The organism is Massilia agrisoli, from assembly GCF_020831365.1.
Classification (GTDB): domain Bacteria; phylum Pseudomonadota; class Gammaproteobacteria; order Burkholderiales; family Burkholderiaceae_D; genus Telluria_A; species Telluria_A agrisoli.
In genome coordinates this window covers 766,538-782,951 of the sequence record NZ_JAJHPV010000013.1, presented here as the reverse complement: position 1 = coordinate 782,951, position 16,414 = coordinate 766,538, and the positions used below count along the sequence as shown (strand labels likewise).

Annotated in this window: 14 protein-coding genes and 1 pseudogene; 11 read left to right on the top strand and 4 right to left on the bottom strand. The window is 65.6% G+C overall.

Annotated elements, in window-relative coordinates; all coding sequences use genetic code 11:
- Positions 1–4 precede the first annotated feature (4 nt).
- Complete coding sequence (locus LMJ30_RS12595; protein WP_229432682.1) at positions 5–1,423, bottom strand: M16 family metallopeptidase; 1,419 nt, start codon at positions 1,421–1,423, stop codon at positions 5–7.
- Positions 1,424–1,572: 149 nt separating this feature from the next.
- On the opposite strand from LMJ30_RS12595, the gene LMJ30_RS12590 reads away from it, so the two are divergent.
- Positions 1,573–1,788, top strand: a complete 216-nt coding sequence (locus LMJ30_RS12590; protein WP_229432681.1) for a DUF3820 family protein — start codon at positions 1,573–1,575, stop codon at positions 1,786–1,788.
- Between the two features lie 18 nt (positions 1,789–1,806).
- Here the strand turns inward: LMJ30_RS12590 and LMJ30_RS12585 are convergent, their stop codons facing one another.
- Together LMJ30_RS12585 and LMJ30_RS12580 are read right to left on the bottom strand one after the other, a co-directional pair.
- Complete coding sequence (locus tag LMJ30_RS12585; RefSeq protein WP_229433010.1) at positions 1,807–3,993, bottom strand: putative bifunctional diguanylate cyclase/phosphodiesterase; 2,187 nt, start codon at positions 3,991–3,993, stop codon at positions 1,807–1,809.
- Complete coding sequence (locus LMJ30_RS12580) at positions 3,986–4,951, bottom strand: EAL and HDOD domain-containing protein (RefSeq protein WP_229432680.1); 966 nt, start codon at positions 4,949–4,951, stop codon at positions 3,986–3,988. The genes LMJ30_RS12585 and LMJ30_RS12580 overlap by 8 nt, the downstream gene beginning before the upstream one ends.
- A 173-nt stretch (positions 4,952–5,124) precedes the next feature.
- On the opposite strand from LMJ30_RS12580, the gene LMJ30_RS12575 reads away from it, so the two are divergent.
- The 7 genes and pseudogenes from LMJ30_RS12575 to LMJ30_RS12545 form a co-directional block, all read left to right on the top strand.
- A complete protein-coding gene (locus LMJ30_RS12575; RefSeq protein ID WP_229432679.1) occupies positions 5,125–5,826 on the top strand; it encodes a pirin family protein in 702 nt (233 codons plus the stop codon).
- Between the two features lie 93 nt (positions 5,827–5,919).
- Positions 5,920–6,567, top strand: a complete 648-nt coding sequence (gene ribA / locus LMJ30_RS12570) for a GTP cyclohydrolase II (protein WP_229432678.1) — start codon at positions 5,920–5,922, stop codon at positions 6,565–6,567.
- Between the two features lie 64 nt (positions 6,568–6,631).
- Positions 6,632–8,077 carry a S1 family peptidase gene (locus LMJ30_RS12565; RefSeq protein WP_229432677.1) on the top strand — a complete coding sequence of 482 codons (1,446 nt, stop codon included), beginning with the start codon at positions 6,632–6,634 and terminating at the stop codon, positions 8,075–8,077.
- Positions 8,074–9,045 carry an FHA domain-containing protein gene (locus LMJ30_RS12560; RefSeq protein WP_229432676.1) on the top strand — a complete coding sequence of 324 codons (972 nt, stop codon included), beginning with the start codon at positions 8,074–8,076 and terminating at the stop codon, positions 9,043–9,045. The genes LMJ30_RS12565 and LMJ30_RS12560 overlap by 4 nt, the downstream gene beginning before the upstream one ends.
- A 65-nt stretch (positions 9,046–9,110) precedes the next feature.
- On the top strand, positions 9,111–10,166 hold the full coding sequence (locus LMJ30_RS12555) for a sensor histidine kinase (protein ID WP_229432675.1): 1,056 nt from the start codon (positions 9,111–9,113) through the stop codon (positions 10,164–10,166).
- A gap of 41 nt (positions 10,167–10,207) precedes the next feature.
- Positions 10,208–10,870, top strand: coding sequence for a LytR/AlgR family response regulator transcription factor (locus LMJ30_RS12550; RefSeq protein WP_229432674.1), 663 nt, complete (start codon positions 10,208–10,210; stop codon positions 10,868–10,870).
- A gap of 113 nt (positions 10,871–10,983) precedes the next feature.
- Positions 10,984–12,072 (top strand): annotated as a pseudogene (locus LMJ30_RS12545) (acyltransferase family protein); the annotation flags it as partial.
- A gap of 75 nt (positions 12,073–12,147) precedes the next feature.
- On the opposite strand, the gene trhA reads toward LMJ30_RS12545, so the two are convergent.
- Positions 12,148–12,765 (bottom strand): PAQR family membrane homeostasis protein TrhA, encoded by a 618-nt coding sequence (gene trhA / locus LMJ30_RS12540; protein WP_229432673.1) that lies wholly within the window; start codon positions 12,763–12,765, stop codon positions 12,148–12,150.
- Positions 12,766–12,925: 160 nt separating this feature from the next.
- On the opposite strand from trhA, the gene LMJ30_RS12535 reads away from it, so the two are divergent.
- The 3 genes from LMJ30_RS12535 to LMJ30_RS12525 are packed head-to-tail and all read left to right on the top strand — an operon-like array spanning position 12,926 to position 16,409.
- Entirely contained in the window at positions 12,926–14,359 is a 1,434-nt protein-coding gene (locus LMJ30_RS12535) for an efflux transporter outer membrane subunit (protein ID WP_229432672.1), read from the top strand.
- Entirely contained in the window at positions 14,356–15,663 is a 1,308-nt protein-coding gene (locus LMJ30_RS12530; protein ID WP_229432671.1) for an efflux RND transporter periplasmic adaptor subunit, read from the top strand. The genes LMJ30_RS12535 and LMJ30_RS12530 overlap by 4 nt, the downstream gene beginning before the upstream one ends.
- On the top strand, positions 15,660–16,409 hold the full coding sequence (locus tag LMJ30_RS12525) for an ABC transporter ATP-binding protein (RefSeq protein WP_371873004.1): 750 nt from the start codon (positions 15,660–15,662) through the stop codon (positions 16,407–16,409). The genes LMJ30_RS12530 and LMJ30_RS12525 overlap by 4 nt, the downstream gene beginning before the upstream one ends.
- Positions 16,410–16,414 lie beyond the last annotated feature (5 nt).

Genomic DNA, 16,414 nt, shown 5'->3' with positions numbered 1-16,414 from the left:
TCCTTTATGATTTGGCGCCGGCAGGCGCTGGTGCTGGTGCAGGTGCTGCGGCCGGTGCTGGTGCGGCAGGCTTGGCGGCGGCAACCGGTTTGCGGTCGATGACCGTGCGGTTCTCGCGGGTCAGGTACGTTTTGGCGACGCGCTGCAGGTCCGCCGAGGTAACGCCTTCGATCCACGATGGGATCTTGTTGACCACGTTGGCGTCGCCCCACAGGGTCTGCAGCTTGGCCAGCCTGTCGGCGCGGCTGATGAAGCTCTCAAGCGAGTTGTTCCAGTCGGCCAGCATGCTGGTCTTGACGCGCTTGAGCGTCGCGTCGTCGACGCCGTTCTTGACGACCTTGGCGATTTCTTCATCCATCGCGGTCAGCATGGCGTCCGCGTTGGTGCTTGGCTTGTAGACGAAGAAAACGGTGTACAGGGTCGGGCCGTCGTATTCCCATGGGCTGGTCAGTCCGTACAGCGCGTCGACGTTCAGCGCCAGCTCGCGGCCCTTGACGATACCCTGGTAGAACAGCGATGCGTCGCTGCCAGCCAGCAGTTCGCCCAGCACGGCCATCGGCGCCTGGTCGCGACTACCGCGGTCCGGCATCTTCCAGGCAGCCGCAATCGCGGGCACCTGGGCCAGCGTGTCGCTTTGCTCGATGCGCTTTTCAGCGGTGTTGAGCGGCTCGCTGAAGTCGCCCGACTTCGGCGTCGGGCGCTTTGCGATATCGCCGAAATACTTCTTGGCCAGCGCGAAGCCCTGCGCCGGCGTCACGTCGCCAGCGATCGACAGCACCGCGTTGTTCGGGCCGTAGTAGTCGCGGTGGAAGTTGCGCACGTCCTCCAGGCTGGCGCCTTCCAGGTCCTGGAAGCTGCCGTAGCCGTCGTGGTTGTTCTCCCACTTCTGGAACGCGTGCTGGCCGATGTCGATCCACATGAAGCCGCCGTAAGGCTGGTTCTTCACGTTGACGCGGATTTCTTCCTTCACCACGTCCTGCTGGTTCTTCAGCGTTTTTTCGTTGAAGTCGAGGGTCTTCATGCGGTCCGCTTCGAGCCACAGGATGGCGTCGAGCGCCGACACGGGCGCGGTTTCAATGTAGTTGGTGAAGTCCGCACGGGTCGAGCCGTTGTTGTTGCCGCCACCGCCGGTGATGGTCTTGTCGAAGACGCCCTTCGGTGCGTTTGGCGTCCCCTGGAACATCAGGTGCTCGAACAGGTGCGCGAAGCCGGTGCGGTTCTTCGGCTCGAGGCGCATGCCGACGTGGTACACCACGCTGACGCCGACTGTCGGCGAGCTGTGGTCTTCGGAAACAATGACGGTCAGGCCGTTATCAAGTTTTTTGACATTGACCGGCAGCTTCCAGCGGTCGCTGGTTGCGGCGACTGCCGACAGCGACAGTGAAAGGCCCGCCAGAAGGACGGGGATATGGCGAAAACGCATAGAAAACCTCATGGTGACGTTTGGCGAGGGACTACCAGCAAATGGGATGGCCCGAAGCCCATCCCGGCGAGGTATATTACCGTAGCGTTCTTACCAAGAATAGCTTTTGATCATCTATATTTTCACGACATACATATACATATACGCGCATGAAACCCGAGCACCTGTCATTGCTGTTGACGCGAGAAATGCCTTTTGGGAAGTACAAGGGCCGCGTGATCGCCGAGCTGCCCGCCCACTACCTGGGCTGGTTCGCGCGCGAGGGCTTTCCGAAGGGCGAGCTGGGCGAATTGCTGGAATTGATGTACGAGCTGGACCACAATGACCTGAAGGGGCTGCTCGATCCGCTGCGCGGGCGCCGCTAGCCGGCCGCTCGAAAATGCTTATGTCGCGGCGGGCACACGGCTGACGCTGAGGCGGTCGCCGTCGCGCAGCATGCGCTCGAACTCGGCGCCGGTCACGGCTGGGCTGAACAGCCAGCCCTGCAGCTGGTCGCAGCCGAGGTCGCGCAGGAAAGCCATCTGCTCTTCGGTTTCGACGCCCTCCGCGACGATTTCCTGGCGCAGCTGCTTGGCCATCGTGACGATCGCGCGGGCAATCGCGCAGTCGCTTTCCTCATGCGGCAGGCCGACCACGAAGGCGCGGTCGATCTTCAATGTCGAGATCGGGAATTTCTTCAGGTAGGCCAGGCTGGAATAGCCAGTGCCGAAGTCGTCCAGCGCCAGCGCCAGGCCCATTGCCACCAGCTCGTTCATGATGGCGACAATGTTATCGGCGCCGCCCACCAGCAGGCTCTCGGTAATCTCCAGCATGATCTGCTCGGGCAGCACGCCGTGGCGGTCCAGCACAGCCAAAATGCGCGCCGGCAGGCGGCGGTCGAACTGGCGCGCAGACAGGTTGACAGCCACCGGCGGCATCACCAGCCCTGCGTTGCGCCATGCGCCGATCTGGCGGCAGGCTTCTTCCAGCACCCACGAGCCGATGTCGTGGATCATGCCGGTTTCCTCGGCCAGCGCGATGAACACGCCCGGCGAAATCATGCCGCGTTCCGGGTGGCGCCAGCGGATCAGCGCCTCGGCGCCGACGATGCGGCCGCTGCGCAGGCTCACCTTCGGCTGGTAATGCAGTTCGAGCTGGCCTTCGTTGACCGCGGTGCGCAGCTCCGCCTCCAGCATCAGGTCTTCCTTGGCGCGCAGGTCCATCTGCTCGCGGTAGAACAGGAAGGTGCCGCCGCCGCTTTCCTGGGCCTTGGCCATGGCCACGTCGGCGCAGCGGATCAGCGATGCGGCGTCGGACGAATCTTCCGGGTAGACCGACACGCCGATGTTGGCGCTGACCTGCAGGTTATGGCCGTCGATCACCAGCGGCACCGCCAGCGCGGCCAGCATCTTCCTGACGACGATGGCGGCGCTCTCACGGCGGTCGATCTGCGGCAGCGCGACGGCGAACTTGCTTCCGTCGATGCGCGCCAGGATGTCGGCGTCGCGCAGCAGGTGGCGGAAGCGGCGGCCGATCTCGCACAGCAGCTGGCTGGCCACGTCATGGCCGAGGGTGTCGCTGATGGCCGCCATGCGGTTGACTTCGACCACCATCAGGGCGCCATACTGGTTGGCGCGGCGCGCATCCATCAGCGCCTGCCCGAGCAGGTGGGTCAACAGGCTGCGGTTGGGCAGGCCGGTGAGGCTGTCGTAGTTGGCCATGCGCTGCACGCGCGCCTCGGCGGCCTTGTGCACGCTGATGTCCGAGAACAGCGAGAAGGTGTGGGTGATCCGCCCTTCGCTGTCGCGCACCGCGCTGATGGTGACCGATTGCGGGAACAGGTCGCCATTCTTGCGCTTGCCGACAATCTCGCCGCGCCACGGGCCATTGCCGCGCATTGCGGCGCGCACCTTGGCGCGGAACTCGGCGTCGTGCACGCCAGAGCGCAGCAGGTCGGGCGTCTTGCCGATGGCTTCGACCGGCGCATAGCCGGTGATGCGGGTGAAGGCGCTGTTGATCGAAACGATACGTTCGCTCGAATCGGTAATCAACACGCCCTGGTCGCTGTCTTCGATGATGCGGGCGTGCAGGCGCACCTTGTCCTGGTCGCCCAGCTCCTCGACGATTGGCGAGACGTGCACCAGCATGCCGTTCGCTTCGCCGTTGTCGTCCTTGAGCAGCGACAGCGCCAGCCGCACGCCGATAATCTCGCCGTTCTTTTTGCGGCGGCGCACTTCGATCAGGTCGCTGCCCGATTCGAGGAACAGTTCGGCGATGTCGGCATCGTCGTCGCCCTCGGCATACAGGAACAGCACGTGCTGGCCGATCGCCTCCTCGGCCGTGTAGCCAAACAAGGTGGCCGCGGCCGAATTCCAGCCTGTCAGGTAACCGGCCAGGTCGAGCACGATGGCAGGTTCATCCGGGTTGAAAGGTTCAGCGCTGACCGCGCACGGGGGCGGGGTCACCTTGCCGGCGGCGAGCACCAAAATGGCTGCTTCCAGCTCGTCGAGCGAGTGGGCCAGCGCCGCACCATCGAGGCCGCGGGCGCCGCGCAGCAGGGCCAGGCAACGTTCAAGTGCGCGGTCAGGCATTGGTTTCACCCTTGGTCTCCTTGACGACCTCCAGCATCCAGCCGGCGGCCTCCAGTACAGCCTCGTTGAAATCGGCGGTGTCCAGCTGCAACCCTGCCAGCTTGGCCGCTACATCGGCGAAGTCGCCGCGTTCCGCGCTTTCGACCAGCGCCAGCAGCGCACCGAGCTCGCCTTCGCGCTCCAGCAATGCGGCGCGGACGGCATTGCTGATCGCCAGCGGCGCCAGCACCTCTGCCAGCGGCATGCCGAACAACACGCCAAGCAGCGAAAACATGCCGGCCATGAAGCCCTGTTCCTGCATGTTCCTGTCGTAGCCCCCGGCCTTGGCCAGCAGCTCGATGGCGCGGCCGCGCATGGCGACGCGCGACAGCAGCATGGCGCTGCGCACATCGCCCTGCCGGGCGGCAAACAGCATCAGGTTGAGCCAGCGGCGCAGTTGCTGTCGCCCAAGGATAAGGATAGCCTGCGCGAAGCTGTTGACCTTGCGCCCGCCCCCTACTCCCAGCGAATTGACGAGGCGCAGCAGGTGATAGGACAGCGCGACGTCCTGGCGCAGCAGCGCTTCGATTTCATGGGTGTCGGCGTCGGCGCCGACCAGTTGCACCAGCTGAAGCGCCAGCGAGCGCGACGCCGCCTGTGCCCCGCTGGCCTTTTCCGGCGGCGCCAGGTACCAGTCGCCGTCGATCCATTTGACGTCCGCCGGCAATTCGCTGCGGACAAACGGGCTGTTGGCGCGTAATACCGCCCCGTCATCGACCTGCTTCCAGCCGGCCTCGGCATATGCCTGCCGCAAGGAAGGTTCCAGCCCCGCCGGGACAAAACACGGCACGGCCGCCGGCAGCACCCTGGCCAGGTCCGATTCGAACAAACCGAGCAACGCAACGGCGTCGCCGGCCCCATCGGCCAGCAAGGCGGCAGGGGTGCCATTGCGGTTTGCAAGAACGTGAACGAAGAACATGGGCGCAGCTGCTACAGAATTCATCAAATGCCAGATGGGTAAAAGTGATCTGTCATGTTACCCGGAAATTGTTAATTCATACCAACATTTGGCATCGTTTGTGGGGCGTGCGCACCGATTTTTATTCGCTTTATACTGATCTTTGCGAAAACGTCAACAAACAGGAGAGTGGCATGCTGCAAATCCGCAAAAGCGACGAGCGCGGCGACGCGAATCACGGCTGGCTCCATTCGAAGCACAGCTTTTCTTTCGGCAGTTACCAGGACCCGCGCCATACCGGTTTCGGCCCCCTGCTGGTAATCAACGAGGACCGGGTGGCCCCGGGCCAGGGATTCGGCGCCCACGGCCACCGTGACATGGAGATCATTTCCTACGTGCTGGAAGGCGCGCTGGAACACAAGGACAGCCTCGGCACGGGGTCGGTGCTGCACTACGGCGATGTGCAGCGCATGTCGGCCGGCAGCGGGGTGCGGCACAGCGAATTCAACGGTTCGCGGACCGAACCGGTGCATTTCCTGCAAATCTGGATCCAGCCGAATGTCACCAATATCGAGCCCAGTTACGAGGAAAAGCATTTCACGCCCGACAGCAAGGCCGGCAAGCTGAAGCTGATCGCGTCGAAGGACGGGCGCGAGGGATCGGTGCTGATCCACCAGGATGCCGCCGTGTACGCGACGATCATGCATCCGGGCGACCAGCTCGACCACCCGCTGGCGGCGGGCCGCAGCGCCTATGTGCACGTTGTGCGCGGCGGCGTAACCGTCAACGGTACCCCGCTCGCGGGAGGCGACGCGCTCAAAATAACGGACGAGGACCGCATCAGCCTGTCCGGCGCGCAGGCGGCCGAGGTGCTGCTGTTCGACCTGCCGTACTAGCCTGCTGGCGGGCAAAGCTGGAGGCCCTCCTCCAACGGCTGTAGCGGATTTCCGCTACACTTGCGGGTATAGAAATAGATTTGAGATCAAGCCATGCCTGCCACCCTGCCTTCCGAAGAACTGTTGGACTACACCACATCGTGCCTGCTGCCTACGCCCTGGGCGCAGTTCACCTTGCACGCGTTTGTGGAACATTCGACTGGCAAGGAACACCTGGCGATGACCCTGGGCGACATCAGCAACGGCGAGCCCGTGCTGGCGCGCGTGCATTCCGAATGCCTGACCGGCGACGTGCTGTTTTCGCAGCGCTGCGACTGCGGCGCCCAGCTGGAAGGCGCGCTCAAGAAGATCGCCGATGAAGGCCGCGGCATCCTGCTGTACCTGCGCCAGGAAGGGCGCGGTATTGGCCTTGTCAACAAGATCCGCGCTTACCGCCTGCAGGAAGCCGGCGCCGACACCGTCGAAGCCAACCTGCAGCTGGGCTTCCACGCCGACGCGCGCAACTACGAGCTGTGCAAGCCGATGCTGGCCCAGTTCGACATCAAGTCGCTGCGCCTGATGACCAACAACCCGCGCAAGATCGACGCCATGGAGAAGCTGGGCGTCAAGGTCAGCGAGCGAGTGCCGCTGCTGGTGAACCGCAATGCTTTCAACAACAGTTACCTGAACACCAAGGAAGCCAAGCTGGGCCACATGATGCAGCCCCAGCTCGACGCAGTGGTCGAAGACGGGCAACTGTAACCGGCTAAAAATGCGTTAAGCTTGGGGTAAGTTAGTCTGACGCCTGACCTGCCCGACGATGCGCATGAAACGAACGATTACCGCAGCGCTGCTGTGCCTTGCCAGCGCGCTGGCGGCAGCCGCGCAGCAGGCGGCACCAGCTCCGCCCAGGCAGCGCGCCGCGCCTGCCGCCACCCCGTCCCGCCCAATCCCCCCCGCCGCTGTCCCGCCCGGCGTGATTCCGCCTGCCGCCGTGCCGCCCGGCGCAACCCCGCCGGCCGCCGAGGCCGAAGCCGACCAGAACACCACCTTGCCGCCGCCCTCGTCCGCGGCGCAACAGGTGTACTCGGCGGCGCAGGGCGATTTGCTGCAGATCCGCATGCTGCTCAAGAGCGGACGCAGCCAGTCGACAGTCGGCTCCGGTTTTTTGGTGGGCACCAGCAACCTGGTGCTGACCAATTACCACGTGGTGTCGCAGATGGCCCTCGACCCCGACGTCTACAGCGGCGAGTATGTCGACACCGACGGCAAGAGCGGCCCGATCGAATTGCTGGCCGTGGACGTGCTGCACGACCTGGCGGTGGTCCGGGTCGACCGTTTCGGCAGCGGCTTCTTCAATATCCCGACCAAGGCCACGCTGACCCAGGGCCAGTACCTCTACTCGCTGGGCAATCCCCTCGACCTCGGCTTTGCGATCTCCGAAGGCGCCTACAACGGCATCGTCACGCGCAGCTTCTACGACCACCTGATGTTCACCGGGCCGATCAACTCGGGCATGAGCGGCGGGCCCAGCGTGACGGCGGACGGCATGGTGGCCGGCGTCAACGTCTCGCGCCGCCGCGATGGCGAACTGGTCAGTTTCCTGGTGCCGATACGCTATGCCCAGGAATTGCTGGACAAGGTGGCCAGCCAGGCCCGCGCGCCGAAGGATTTCAATCCGCACATCGCCCAGCAGCTGCTGAGCCACCAGCGCGGCATGATCGACCGCCTGCTTGACCAGCCGCTGTCGCTGAAGCTGATGGGGCCTTACCATGTGCCGGTGCGCGAATCGGGCCAGGTGCGCTGCTGGGGCCGTTCCAACGACCAGGCCGAAGCCACCTTCAACGCCGACACGATCGCCTGCTCGATGGAGTCGGCCGTGTTTGTCTCCGAAACCCAGCAGACCGGGCACGTGTCGATGGTCCACCATTACATCCGCTCGACCAGCCTTGACCCGGTGCGCTTCGCCGTGATGGCCACGGGCGTGTTCAAGACGGACAAGCTGGGCAGCGCACGCGACGTGCGCCTGACCGAACCGAAGTGCACCGAGAGTTTCGTCACCACCAAAACCTTGCCATTGCGCGCCGTCACCTGCGTGCGCGCGTACAAGAAATTCGAGGGCTTGTACAACTTTACCCTGCTGACCGCCAGCACCGACGACGCCCGCGCCAGCCTGCAAAGCCGGCTCGACGTCACCGGCGTGTCGTACGAGAACGGCCTGCGCACCACGCGCGCCTTCCTGTCCGCGCTGGGGCGGAGCGGCAAGCGATGAAGGCGCCCTACTTCATCGAGACCCTGGCCCGCAACGGCGACGTGCTGCACCGGCACCAGGTGGCCGGGCTGCCGATCCGGCTGGGGCGCGGCTACGATAACGACTTCATCCTCGACGACGCCCACGCCGCGCCCGCCCATGCCGTGATCGAGGGCGGCGCCGACGGGCGCCTGCTGCTGCGCGACCTGGGCACCAAAAACGGCGTGGTCTACCGTGGCAAACGCCACGGCAGCATCGAACTGACCGGCGACACCGTGATCCGGATGGGCCACACCAGCCTGCGCGTGCGCGGGGCCGATTTTCCGGTGCCGCCGGAACTGGTCGACCGCACCATGCATGGCTGGGAAGGCGCGCTGCCCGGCCTGGCGGGAATGCTACTGATCGGCATCGTCGCACTGCTGACTGTGTGGCTGGGCGACACCAGGCCTTTCCAGCTGAGCCGCTACCTGCAGGCGCTGGCGTACGGGGTGGCTGCCGGCCTGGTCTGGGGCGGCATGTGGGCATTCGCCAACCGCCTGTTCGGACGCCACGCGCGGCTTGGCCGGCACCTGTTCATCTTTGGCTGCGGACTGGCCGCGCTCGCCGTGTACAAGATTGTGTCGAGCATGGCCGCCTATGCATGGTCGCTTGAATGGCTGGTGCGCTACGGCATGCATGTGGCGATCGCCTTGATGGCGGGCATGGTGTACTTCCACCTCGGTACCGTCAGGCCGCAGCGCAGGCGCTACTTCGCCAGCAGCTGCGCGCTGCTCGCCCTGCTCGGCTCGGGGCTGACCCTGGTGGGCAACCTGCAGGCCAGCGGCCGCGTGGCAGACCAGCTGTACATGCCGCTGCTGTTGCCGCCCGAGATGCGCGCGAGTCCCGACCGCAGCGTTGACGAGTTCATGGCCGAGGCGGCCGCGATGAAGGTGCGGATCGACGCCGAGCGGCTCAAGCATGTCGAGGAGGAGCGCGCCGCCGGCGAGTGAGGATGATGCGCTATTATCCGGACTCAACAATCCCGGAACCTCCCCTTCACGAAGGCTGAGCAAGCATGTACCCAACCCGCACCCGCGTTGTCGTTGCCATCGGCTGGCTCTTGTTCTGGGTGCTCATGGTGTCGGTGGCGGTCCAGGATTACCTGCGCGACGAGGGCACCGCGCTGTGGCAACCGCTGGTGTGGGAAACGTCCTCGATGCTGACGGCCACCCTGCTGGTGCTGCTGCAGCACCGCGCCACCGTCCGCTACAACTACCTGCTGGCGACGCCGTGGCGCTGGTTTGCCGTCCAGGCGCTGTGGCTGCCCGTGTACTGGATTGCCTTCGTCCCACTGGCCTTCGGCCTGCGCCACGCCGTCTACGCGCTGGCCGGCGCCGAGTACCGGCATGAGCCGTGGCTCGACACCTTCGTGTACGAATCGCTGAGGATTACTGTGTTCGCCGGCATGTTCACGCTGATCCGCTTCGGCATCCTGTCGTACCACGAATTGCTTGAAGAAAAGCTGCGGGCCGAGAAATCCACGACCTTGCTGCGCCAGGCCCAGCTGCAGCGCCTGACCCAGCAGATGCAGCCGCACTTCCTGTTCAATGCCCTGAACACGGTGTCGTCGCTGATGCGCTCGGACGTGGACAAGGCCGACGCCACCCTGGTCCAGCTGGCCGAGGTGCTGCGCGTGACGCTCGACGCCAGCGAGCAGACCGAAACCACCCTCGATGCCGAACTGCGGCTGGTGAAAGCGTATTCGCGCGTGATGGAAGAGCGCTTCGCCGGCCGCGTTATGGTCAGCTGGGACATCCTCGACGCCGCTCTGCCGTGCAAGGTGCCTGTGATGAGCGTGCAGCCACTGCTGGAAAACGTTTTCAAGCATACGGTCGAGCAGCGCCGCCAGCCGACCGCCGTCATCGTCCGGGCCCGGCGCCATCAGCACAGCTTGCTGGTGTCGGTGGAGGACGATGGCGGCCTCCTGCCCGCCGAACTGGATGCAGGCACCGGCCTGAAGAACCTGCGCCAGCGGCTGGCAGTCCTGTACGGCGACGCAGCCGTGCTGTCGCTTGAACAGCTGGCGCCCGCCGGAGTGCGCGCGGAGATGAGGCTGCCATGCGCGTGCTGATCGTCGACGACGAGCGTCCCGCGCGCGACAAGCTGCGGCGCATGCTGGAACAGGAACCGGGGATGGCGGCGGTGCAGGTAGCGTGCGACGCCATCGACGCGCTGGAACAGTGCGCGGCGTTTGCGCCCGACGTGGCATTTCTCGACATCCAGATGCCCGAGGTCACGGGCATCGAGCTCGCCGCGTCGCTGCCCGCGCCGGCTCCGCTGGTCGTGTTTGTTACCGCATATGACCAGTACGCCGTCCAGGCCTTCGATGCGAACGCCATCGACTACCTGCTCAAGCCCTATGACCAGGCGCGCCTGCAGCGAACGCTGGAGCGCGTGCGCGAACGCCTTCGCCTGCGTACTCCCATGGCGGCCACAAGCCTGCCCGTGCGCCAACTGCTGGTCACGGAACGGGGAACCACGCATGTCATCAAGGTCGACGACATCGAGTGGATCGAAACCGCCGACAACTACGTCATCCTTCATACGGCTTCGGCGCACCCGCTGTTGCGCCAGACGCTCACCGGGCTGCTCGCCCAGCTGGACGGGGCCTTCGTGCGCTGCCACCGGCGCGCCGCGGTGCGGCCCGCGCTTGTCGAGCAGGTGGTCTCGCTCGACAAGGGCGACTGCGAACTGGTGCTGCGTGGCGGCGCCAGGGTGCCCTGCAGCCGGCAGCACCGGGCGGCGGTGCTCGACAGCTTGCAGCGCACCCGCTGAACCGGGCGCCGGTTCCGGTTCGCCCCGCCCGCTTCCCGTTTCGCCACAAAGCAGTTTGCGGCCGGCGCGGCAAATCCTAAGCTTGGCTGGTGTTCAACTAAACGACCTGCGCCATGCAAATCGACCGCCCCGGCTCGCGCCTGTTCTTCCTCGACTGGATCCGCATCCTCGCGTTTTTCGTGCTGATCCTCTATCACGTAGGCATGTATTACGTCAGCGACGACTGGCATGTCAAAAGTCCCCATGCCGGGACAGCCATCGAGCCGCTGATGCTGCTGTCGTCGCCCTGGCGCCTGGGCTTGCTCTTCATGGTGGCCGGCGTCGCCGCCAGTTGCATGCTGGGCAAGCATGGCACGGCGGTGTTCCTGCGCAAGCGCAGCTGGCGCCTGCTGGTCCCCCTGCTGTTCGGGATGTTCGTCGTGGTGCCGCCGCAGGCGTATTACGAGGTGGTCGAAAAGGTGGCCTATGCGGGCAGCTATGCCCAGTTCATGCAGCTGTACCTCACGTCCCATGACGGCTTTTGCCGCGGTTCGGACTGCTTGATCATGCCCACCTGGAACCACCTTTGGTTCGTGGCCTACCTGTGGGTGTACACGCTGGTGTTTGCAGCGATCGTGCACATGTCGGGGGCGCGGTTTGCAGCGTGGTCGAATGTGGTTGCTGGCTGGCTGAGCGGGTGGAGAATCATCGTGCTGCCGGCCGCCGTGCTTGCGGTGGCAAGGCTGGTCTTGCAGCCGCATTTCGAAAGCACCCATGCGCTGATCGACGACTGGTTCAACCACGCGCATTATTTCGTCTTGTTCGCGCTGGGTGCGCTGCTGGCCCACAAGCCACTGTTCTGGGTGCGGACCGATGCCATCCGCTGGCCGGCCCTGGGCGTTGCGCTCGGCTGCTGGGCGGCCATGGTGGTGGCGTTCGCCTGGCCGGATGCCTCGATTGAGCGGGCGGTACTGGAACAAGTGTACAACGTCCAGCGTGTGGTCTACACGCTGTGCGGCTGGAGCGCCATCGTGGCCGCGTGCGGCTTCGGCCACCGCCACCTCTACGCCGACAGCAGCGCCCGGCGATACCTTGGCGAGGCCGTCTTCCCCGTGTACATCCTCCACCAGACCCTGATCGTCGCCCTGGCCCACAACTTCAAGCCCGCCGCGCTGCCGCCTGTCACTGAAGCTGCCGCGCTGGCCGTACTGACCTTGTGCATCAGTTTCGCTGCGTTCGAGCTGGTCCGGCGCGTGCCTCTGCTGCGGCCACTGTTCGGCCTCGGGACAATGCCTGCATCAGGCCACGTAAAACAGCACGGCGATGTAGTGGCAAATGCTGCCGCCAAGGACGAAAAGATGCCAGATCCCGTGTCCATGGCGCAGCTTGTGGTCGGTCGCGTAAAAGGCGATGCCGACGGTATAAAACAGGCCGCCCGCCGCCAGCCAGAGGAAGCCGTCCCAGCCCAATGCCGCGATCAGCGGCTTGACGCCGACAATGGCCAGCCAGCCCATGATCACGTAGATGGCCAGTGACAGGATGCGCGCGGCTTTGGCGTACCAGATTTCCTGCGCGATGCCGAACAGGGCAAGCGCCCAGACCACGCCAAACATCGACCAGCCCCACGCGCCGCGCAGCGTGACCAGGGTAAAAGGCGTGTAAGTACCTGCGATGAGCAGATAGATCGCGCAATGGTCCATCTTGCGCAGCGTATCCTTGGCCGCGCCGCGAACGCTGTGATACAGGCTGGACGTCAGGTACAGGGTCAGCAGCATGGCCGCATACAAGCTGAAGCTGACGATTTTCCATGGGTCGCCGCCGCGGGCGGCCACAGCGATCAACAGCACGCCGCTGACCGCAGCCAGGGCCGCGCCCACCACATGGGTGATGCTGTTGAAACGTTCGCCGTAATACATGCGTACCCCTTATCGAAAACGCATGCCGGCCCCGCCGGCGAAGTCATCATACCCTTTCGACGATACTTGACTTGCACGCGCTGGGCGGGATGACACATCGACTTTCTTGGGTTACATTGGATTCGATCAAACGCCGTTGCCGTGGGAGGAGACTCATCGCATGCTGCACAGAATCGTGCTTGTCGGAGCTGCGACCTTATTGTCGGCTTGCAGGTCCGTGCCGCTGAGCTCAATCTCCACGCCAGGCGTTGCCGTGCCTGCGGCGTGGTCGACAGCGCTCCAATCCCATGGCGACATGCCTTACCGCACCGGATTGACCGCCTGGTGGGACAACTTCGACGATCCGATGCTCACCATGCTGGTGGGCCAGGCGCTAAAGGACAACACCAACGTCATGAGCGCGCAGGCGGCGCTGCGCCAGGCCCGCGCCATACGCGACGTCGCTGGCGCGGCGCTCCTGCCGGCTCTGGCCTTCTCCAGTTCCGCGCAGCAAAGCAAGACGGGCAGCGCAGGCGCGAACAGGGTTGCCACTGCTGGCATCGATGCCAGTTGGGAAGCAGATCTGTTTGGGGCGAACCGCTATGGGCTGCGCGCCGCCGAAGCCAGCACCAATGCTGCCGTCACGACGCTGGCCTCGGCCCGGTTATCGATCGCGGCCGAGGTCGCGCTTGCTTATATTCAGCTACGCGGGACCCAGGCCAGGCTCGCCATCGCGCGCGCCAACCTGGGCAGCCAACGGGAAACGTTGCAGATCACCGGCTGGCGCGTACAGGCGGGCTTGCTTACCGCGCTTGAAGGCGAGCAGGCGCGCGCGGCGAGCGAGCAGACCGAGGCACAGATTCCCGCGCTGGAAGCGAACATTGCCCAGATCGCGCACGCACTGGCGCTCTTGTGCGCACTGCCGCCAGCGCGATTGCAGGCGCAGTTGGCGCTGGCACGGCCGGTGCCGCAGCCACGCGCCGGCATCGTACTGAGCGTGCCGGCCGAGACTTTGCGCCAGCGCCCCGACATCGCAACCGCAGAGCACCAGGTACGCGCCGCAATGGCGCGGGTCGATGCCGCCGATGCCTTGCGTTACCCGGAGTTCAGGCTCGCCGGTTCCCTGGGGCTGCATGCCGCCAGCCTGACCGGCCTCGCCAGCGGCGAGGTGGCGCGGACGATCCTCGCCAACGTCGCCGCTCCGCTCTTGGACGGCGGCAGCCGGCAGGCCCAGGTTCGGGCCCAGCAGGCGGCGCTGGAGCAAGCGCAGCTGTCGTACCGGGAAGCCATCCTAGCCGCATTGAAAGATGTGGAGGACGCGCTGTTGGCACTGGAAAGCGATCGCAAGCGCTTGTCGCACCTGGGCTATGCGGCCGAGGCCGCCGCGAACGCGGAGCTGCTCGCCCGCCAGCGCTATGCGGGCGGCGTGGTCGACTTCCAGGTTGTTCTCGATACCCAACGCTCGTTGCTCGCCTTGCAGGATGCGGTGGCATCCACCAGCGCCGACTTCAGCGCCAGCCATGTACGCCTGTACAAGGCCCTGGGCGGTGGCTGGTCCCGCGGCCATGCGGCAGGAGTTGGGCCGGATGGGGCTGTGGACGGGCAGGCGCAATGAACATGGACAGCGCGACGAATGAAGCAGTAGCCGATGCCGCCACCGACGCGCCGCTGGTGAGCGGCCGGCCGCGCTGGTGGCGCCGCGCGCTGCCTTGGGGCGTGGGCGCAGTCGCCATCGCCGCCGTGCTGCTGGGGCTTTACCAGTGGCAGTTGCAGCGCAAGGCCGCCGCCGCACCGCGCTACAGCACCGAGCAGGTCAAGCGCGGCGACCTGGTGCTGACGGTCAGCGCCAACGGCAGTCTGCAGCCTACCCGCCTGGTCAGCATCGGCAGCGAATTATCGGGAACCGTGGCGCGGGTGCTGGTGGACGTCAACGACAAGGTGAAGAAAGGCCAGGTGCTGGTGGAACTCGACACCGCCAAGCTGAACGACCAGATCGTGCGCTCGAGGGCCGCGCTCGCCAGCGCGAAGGCCGCCGTGGCGCAGGCGCGGGCCACGGTGAAGGAAGCAGAGGCCAGCCTGGCGCGGCTGGAAGACGTGGCACGGCTGTCGGGCGGAAAAGTGCCATCGCAGGCCGAGCTGGACGCGGGCCGGGCCGCGCTCGAACGTGGCCGCGCCAATGAACTGAGCGCGCGCGCCAATGTGGTCAGCGCCAGCGCCACGCTGTCCACCGACGAAACCAACCTCGCGAAGGCATCGATCCGTGCGCCCATCGATGGCGTGGTCCTCACCCGCAGCGTGGACCCCGGCAATGCGGTGGCGGCGTCGCTGCAGGCGGTAACGCTGTTTACGCTTGCCGAAGACCTGCGCCGGCTGCGCCTGCAGGTGAACGTCGATGAGGCCGATGTCGGCGCGCTCCGGCTTGGGCAACAGGCGCGCTTCACCGTCAGCGCCTACCCCAACCGCCAGTATCCCGCGGCGGTGACGCGGGTCGCTTTCGGCTCGACCATCACCGACAACGTTGTCACCTACCTGACCTATCTCGAAGTCGACAACGGCGACCTGAGCCTGCGGCCGGGCATGACGGCCACCGCCGTCATCCGCGCGGCCGAGCGCCGCGGCGTCCTGCTGGTGCCCAACACGGCGCTTCGCTTTACGCCGAACCGGGCTGCCAGGCCTGCCGCCGGCGGCATCGTGGCCAGCCTGATACCGCGCGGCCCGGCGCGTACGCCGCGGCGCTCCGCCGCGGATGGGGCCAGCACGGCGGCGGCGCGCCGCGTCTGGATTTTGCTCGACGGGGAGCCAAGGCAGGTAAGCGTGATGCCCGGAATCAGCGATGGACGCATGACCGAAATCGTCGCCGGCGACCTGCGCGAAGGCATGCACGTGATCACCGAACAGCAGGCAGGAACGCCGCCGTGAGCGCGCCGCCGCCAACAAGCAACGCCCCGCTGATCCGGCTGCGCAGGGTCAGCAAGGTATACGGCGCCGGGCAGGCAGCGCTGATGGCGCTCAAAAATCTGGACATCGACATTGTGGCGGGAGAGTTCACAGCCATCATGGGGCCTAGCGGTTCGGGCAAGTCGACCGCGATGAACATCATCGGCTGCCTTGATACGCCGACCTCGGGCCAATACCTGCTGAGCGGCGCGCATGTGGAGACCCTGTCGCGCGACGAACGCGCCCGCCTGCGGCGCCGCTTCTTCGGCTTCGTGTTCCAGGGATTCAACTTGTTGGCCCGCACCTCAGCACTTGAAAACGTTGAGCTGCCGCTGGTCTACCGTGGCGACGCCGTGGCCGTGCGGCGTGCCAAGGCGACCCGCGCGCTGGCCTCGGTAGGCCTGGCCGGCTGGGAATCCCACACGCCCGGTGAATTATCCGGCGGACAGCAGCAGCGCGTGGCAATTGCACGCGCCATCGTCACCGAACCGGCAATCCTGCTCGCTGACGAGCCTACCGGCAATCTCGACAGTCAGCGCGGCCGCGAGATCATGGACTTGCTGGTCGGATTGAACCAGCGAGGCATCACCATCCTGATGGTCACCCATGAACCGGACATGGCCCTGTACGCCAGACGGGTGCTGCATTTCCGCGACGGGGTACTCGTTGCCGACCAGAATGGCCAGGGCAGCGCCGCGCCACCAGCGGGGCACGAGGCGAGCGCATGAACCAG

Bases quoted from the DNA above. Each gene is read 5' to 3' on its own strand.
- LMJ30_RS12595 (WP_229432682.1), bottom strand. From the start codon at position 1,423: ATGCGTTTTCGCCATATCCCCGTCCTTCTGGCGGGCCTTTCACTGTCG.
- LMJ30_RS12590 (WP_229432681.1), top strand. From the start codon at position 1,573: ATGAAACCCGAGCACCTGTCATTGCTGTTGACGCGAGAAATGCCTTTT.
- LMJ30_RS12585 (WP_229433010.1), bottom strand. From the start codon at position 3,993: ATGCCTGACCGCGCACTTGAACGTTGCCTGGCCCTGCTGCGCGGCGCC.
- LMJ30_RS12580 (WP_229432680.1), bottom strand. From the start codon at position 4,951: ATGTTCTTCGTTCACGTTCTTGCAAACCGCAATGGCACCCCTGCCGCC.
- LMJ30_RS12575 (WP_229432679.1), top strand. From the start codon at position 5,125: ATGCTGCAAATCCGCAAAAGCGACGAGCGCGGCGACGCGAATCACGGC.
- ribA (WP_229432678.1), top strand. From the start codon at position 5,920: ATGCCTGCCACCCTGCCTTCCGAAGAACTGTTGGACTACACCACATCG.
- LMJ30_RS12565 (WP_229432677.1), top strand. From the start codon at position 6,632: ATGAAACGAACGATTACCGCAGCGCTGCTGTGCCTTGCCAGCGCGCTG.
- LMJ30_RS12560 (WP_229432676.1), top strand. From the start codon at position 8,074: ATGAAGGCGCCCTACTTCATCGAGACCCTGGCCCGCAACGGCGACGTG.
- LMJ30_RS12555 (WP_229432675.1), top strand. From the start codon at position 9,111: ATGTACCCAACCCGCACCCGCGTTGTCGTTGCCATCGGCTGGCTCTTG.
- LMJ30_RS12550 (WP_229432674.1), top strand. From the start codon at position 10,208: ATGCTGGAACAGGAACCGGGGATGGCGGCGGTGCAGGTAGCGTGCGAC.
- trhA (WP_229432673.1), bottom strand. From the start codon at position 12,765: ATGTATTACGGCGAACGTTTCAACAGCATCACCCATGTGGTGGGCGCG.
- LMJ30_RS12535 (WP_229432672.1), top strand. From the start codon at position 12,926: ATGCTGCACAGAATCGTGCTTGTCGGAGCTGCGACCTTATTGTCGGCT.
- LMJ30_RS12530 (WP_229432671.1), top strand. From the start codon at position 14,356: ATGAACATGGACAGCGCGACGAATGAAGCAGTAGCCGATGCCGCCACC.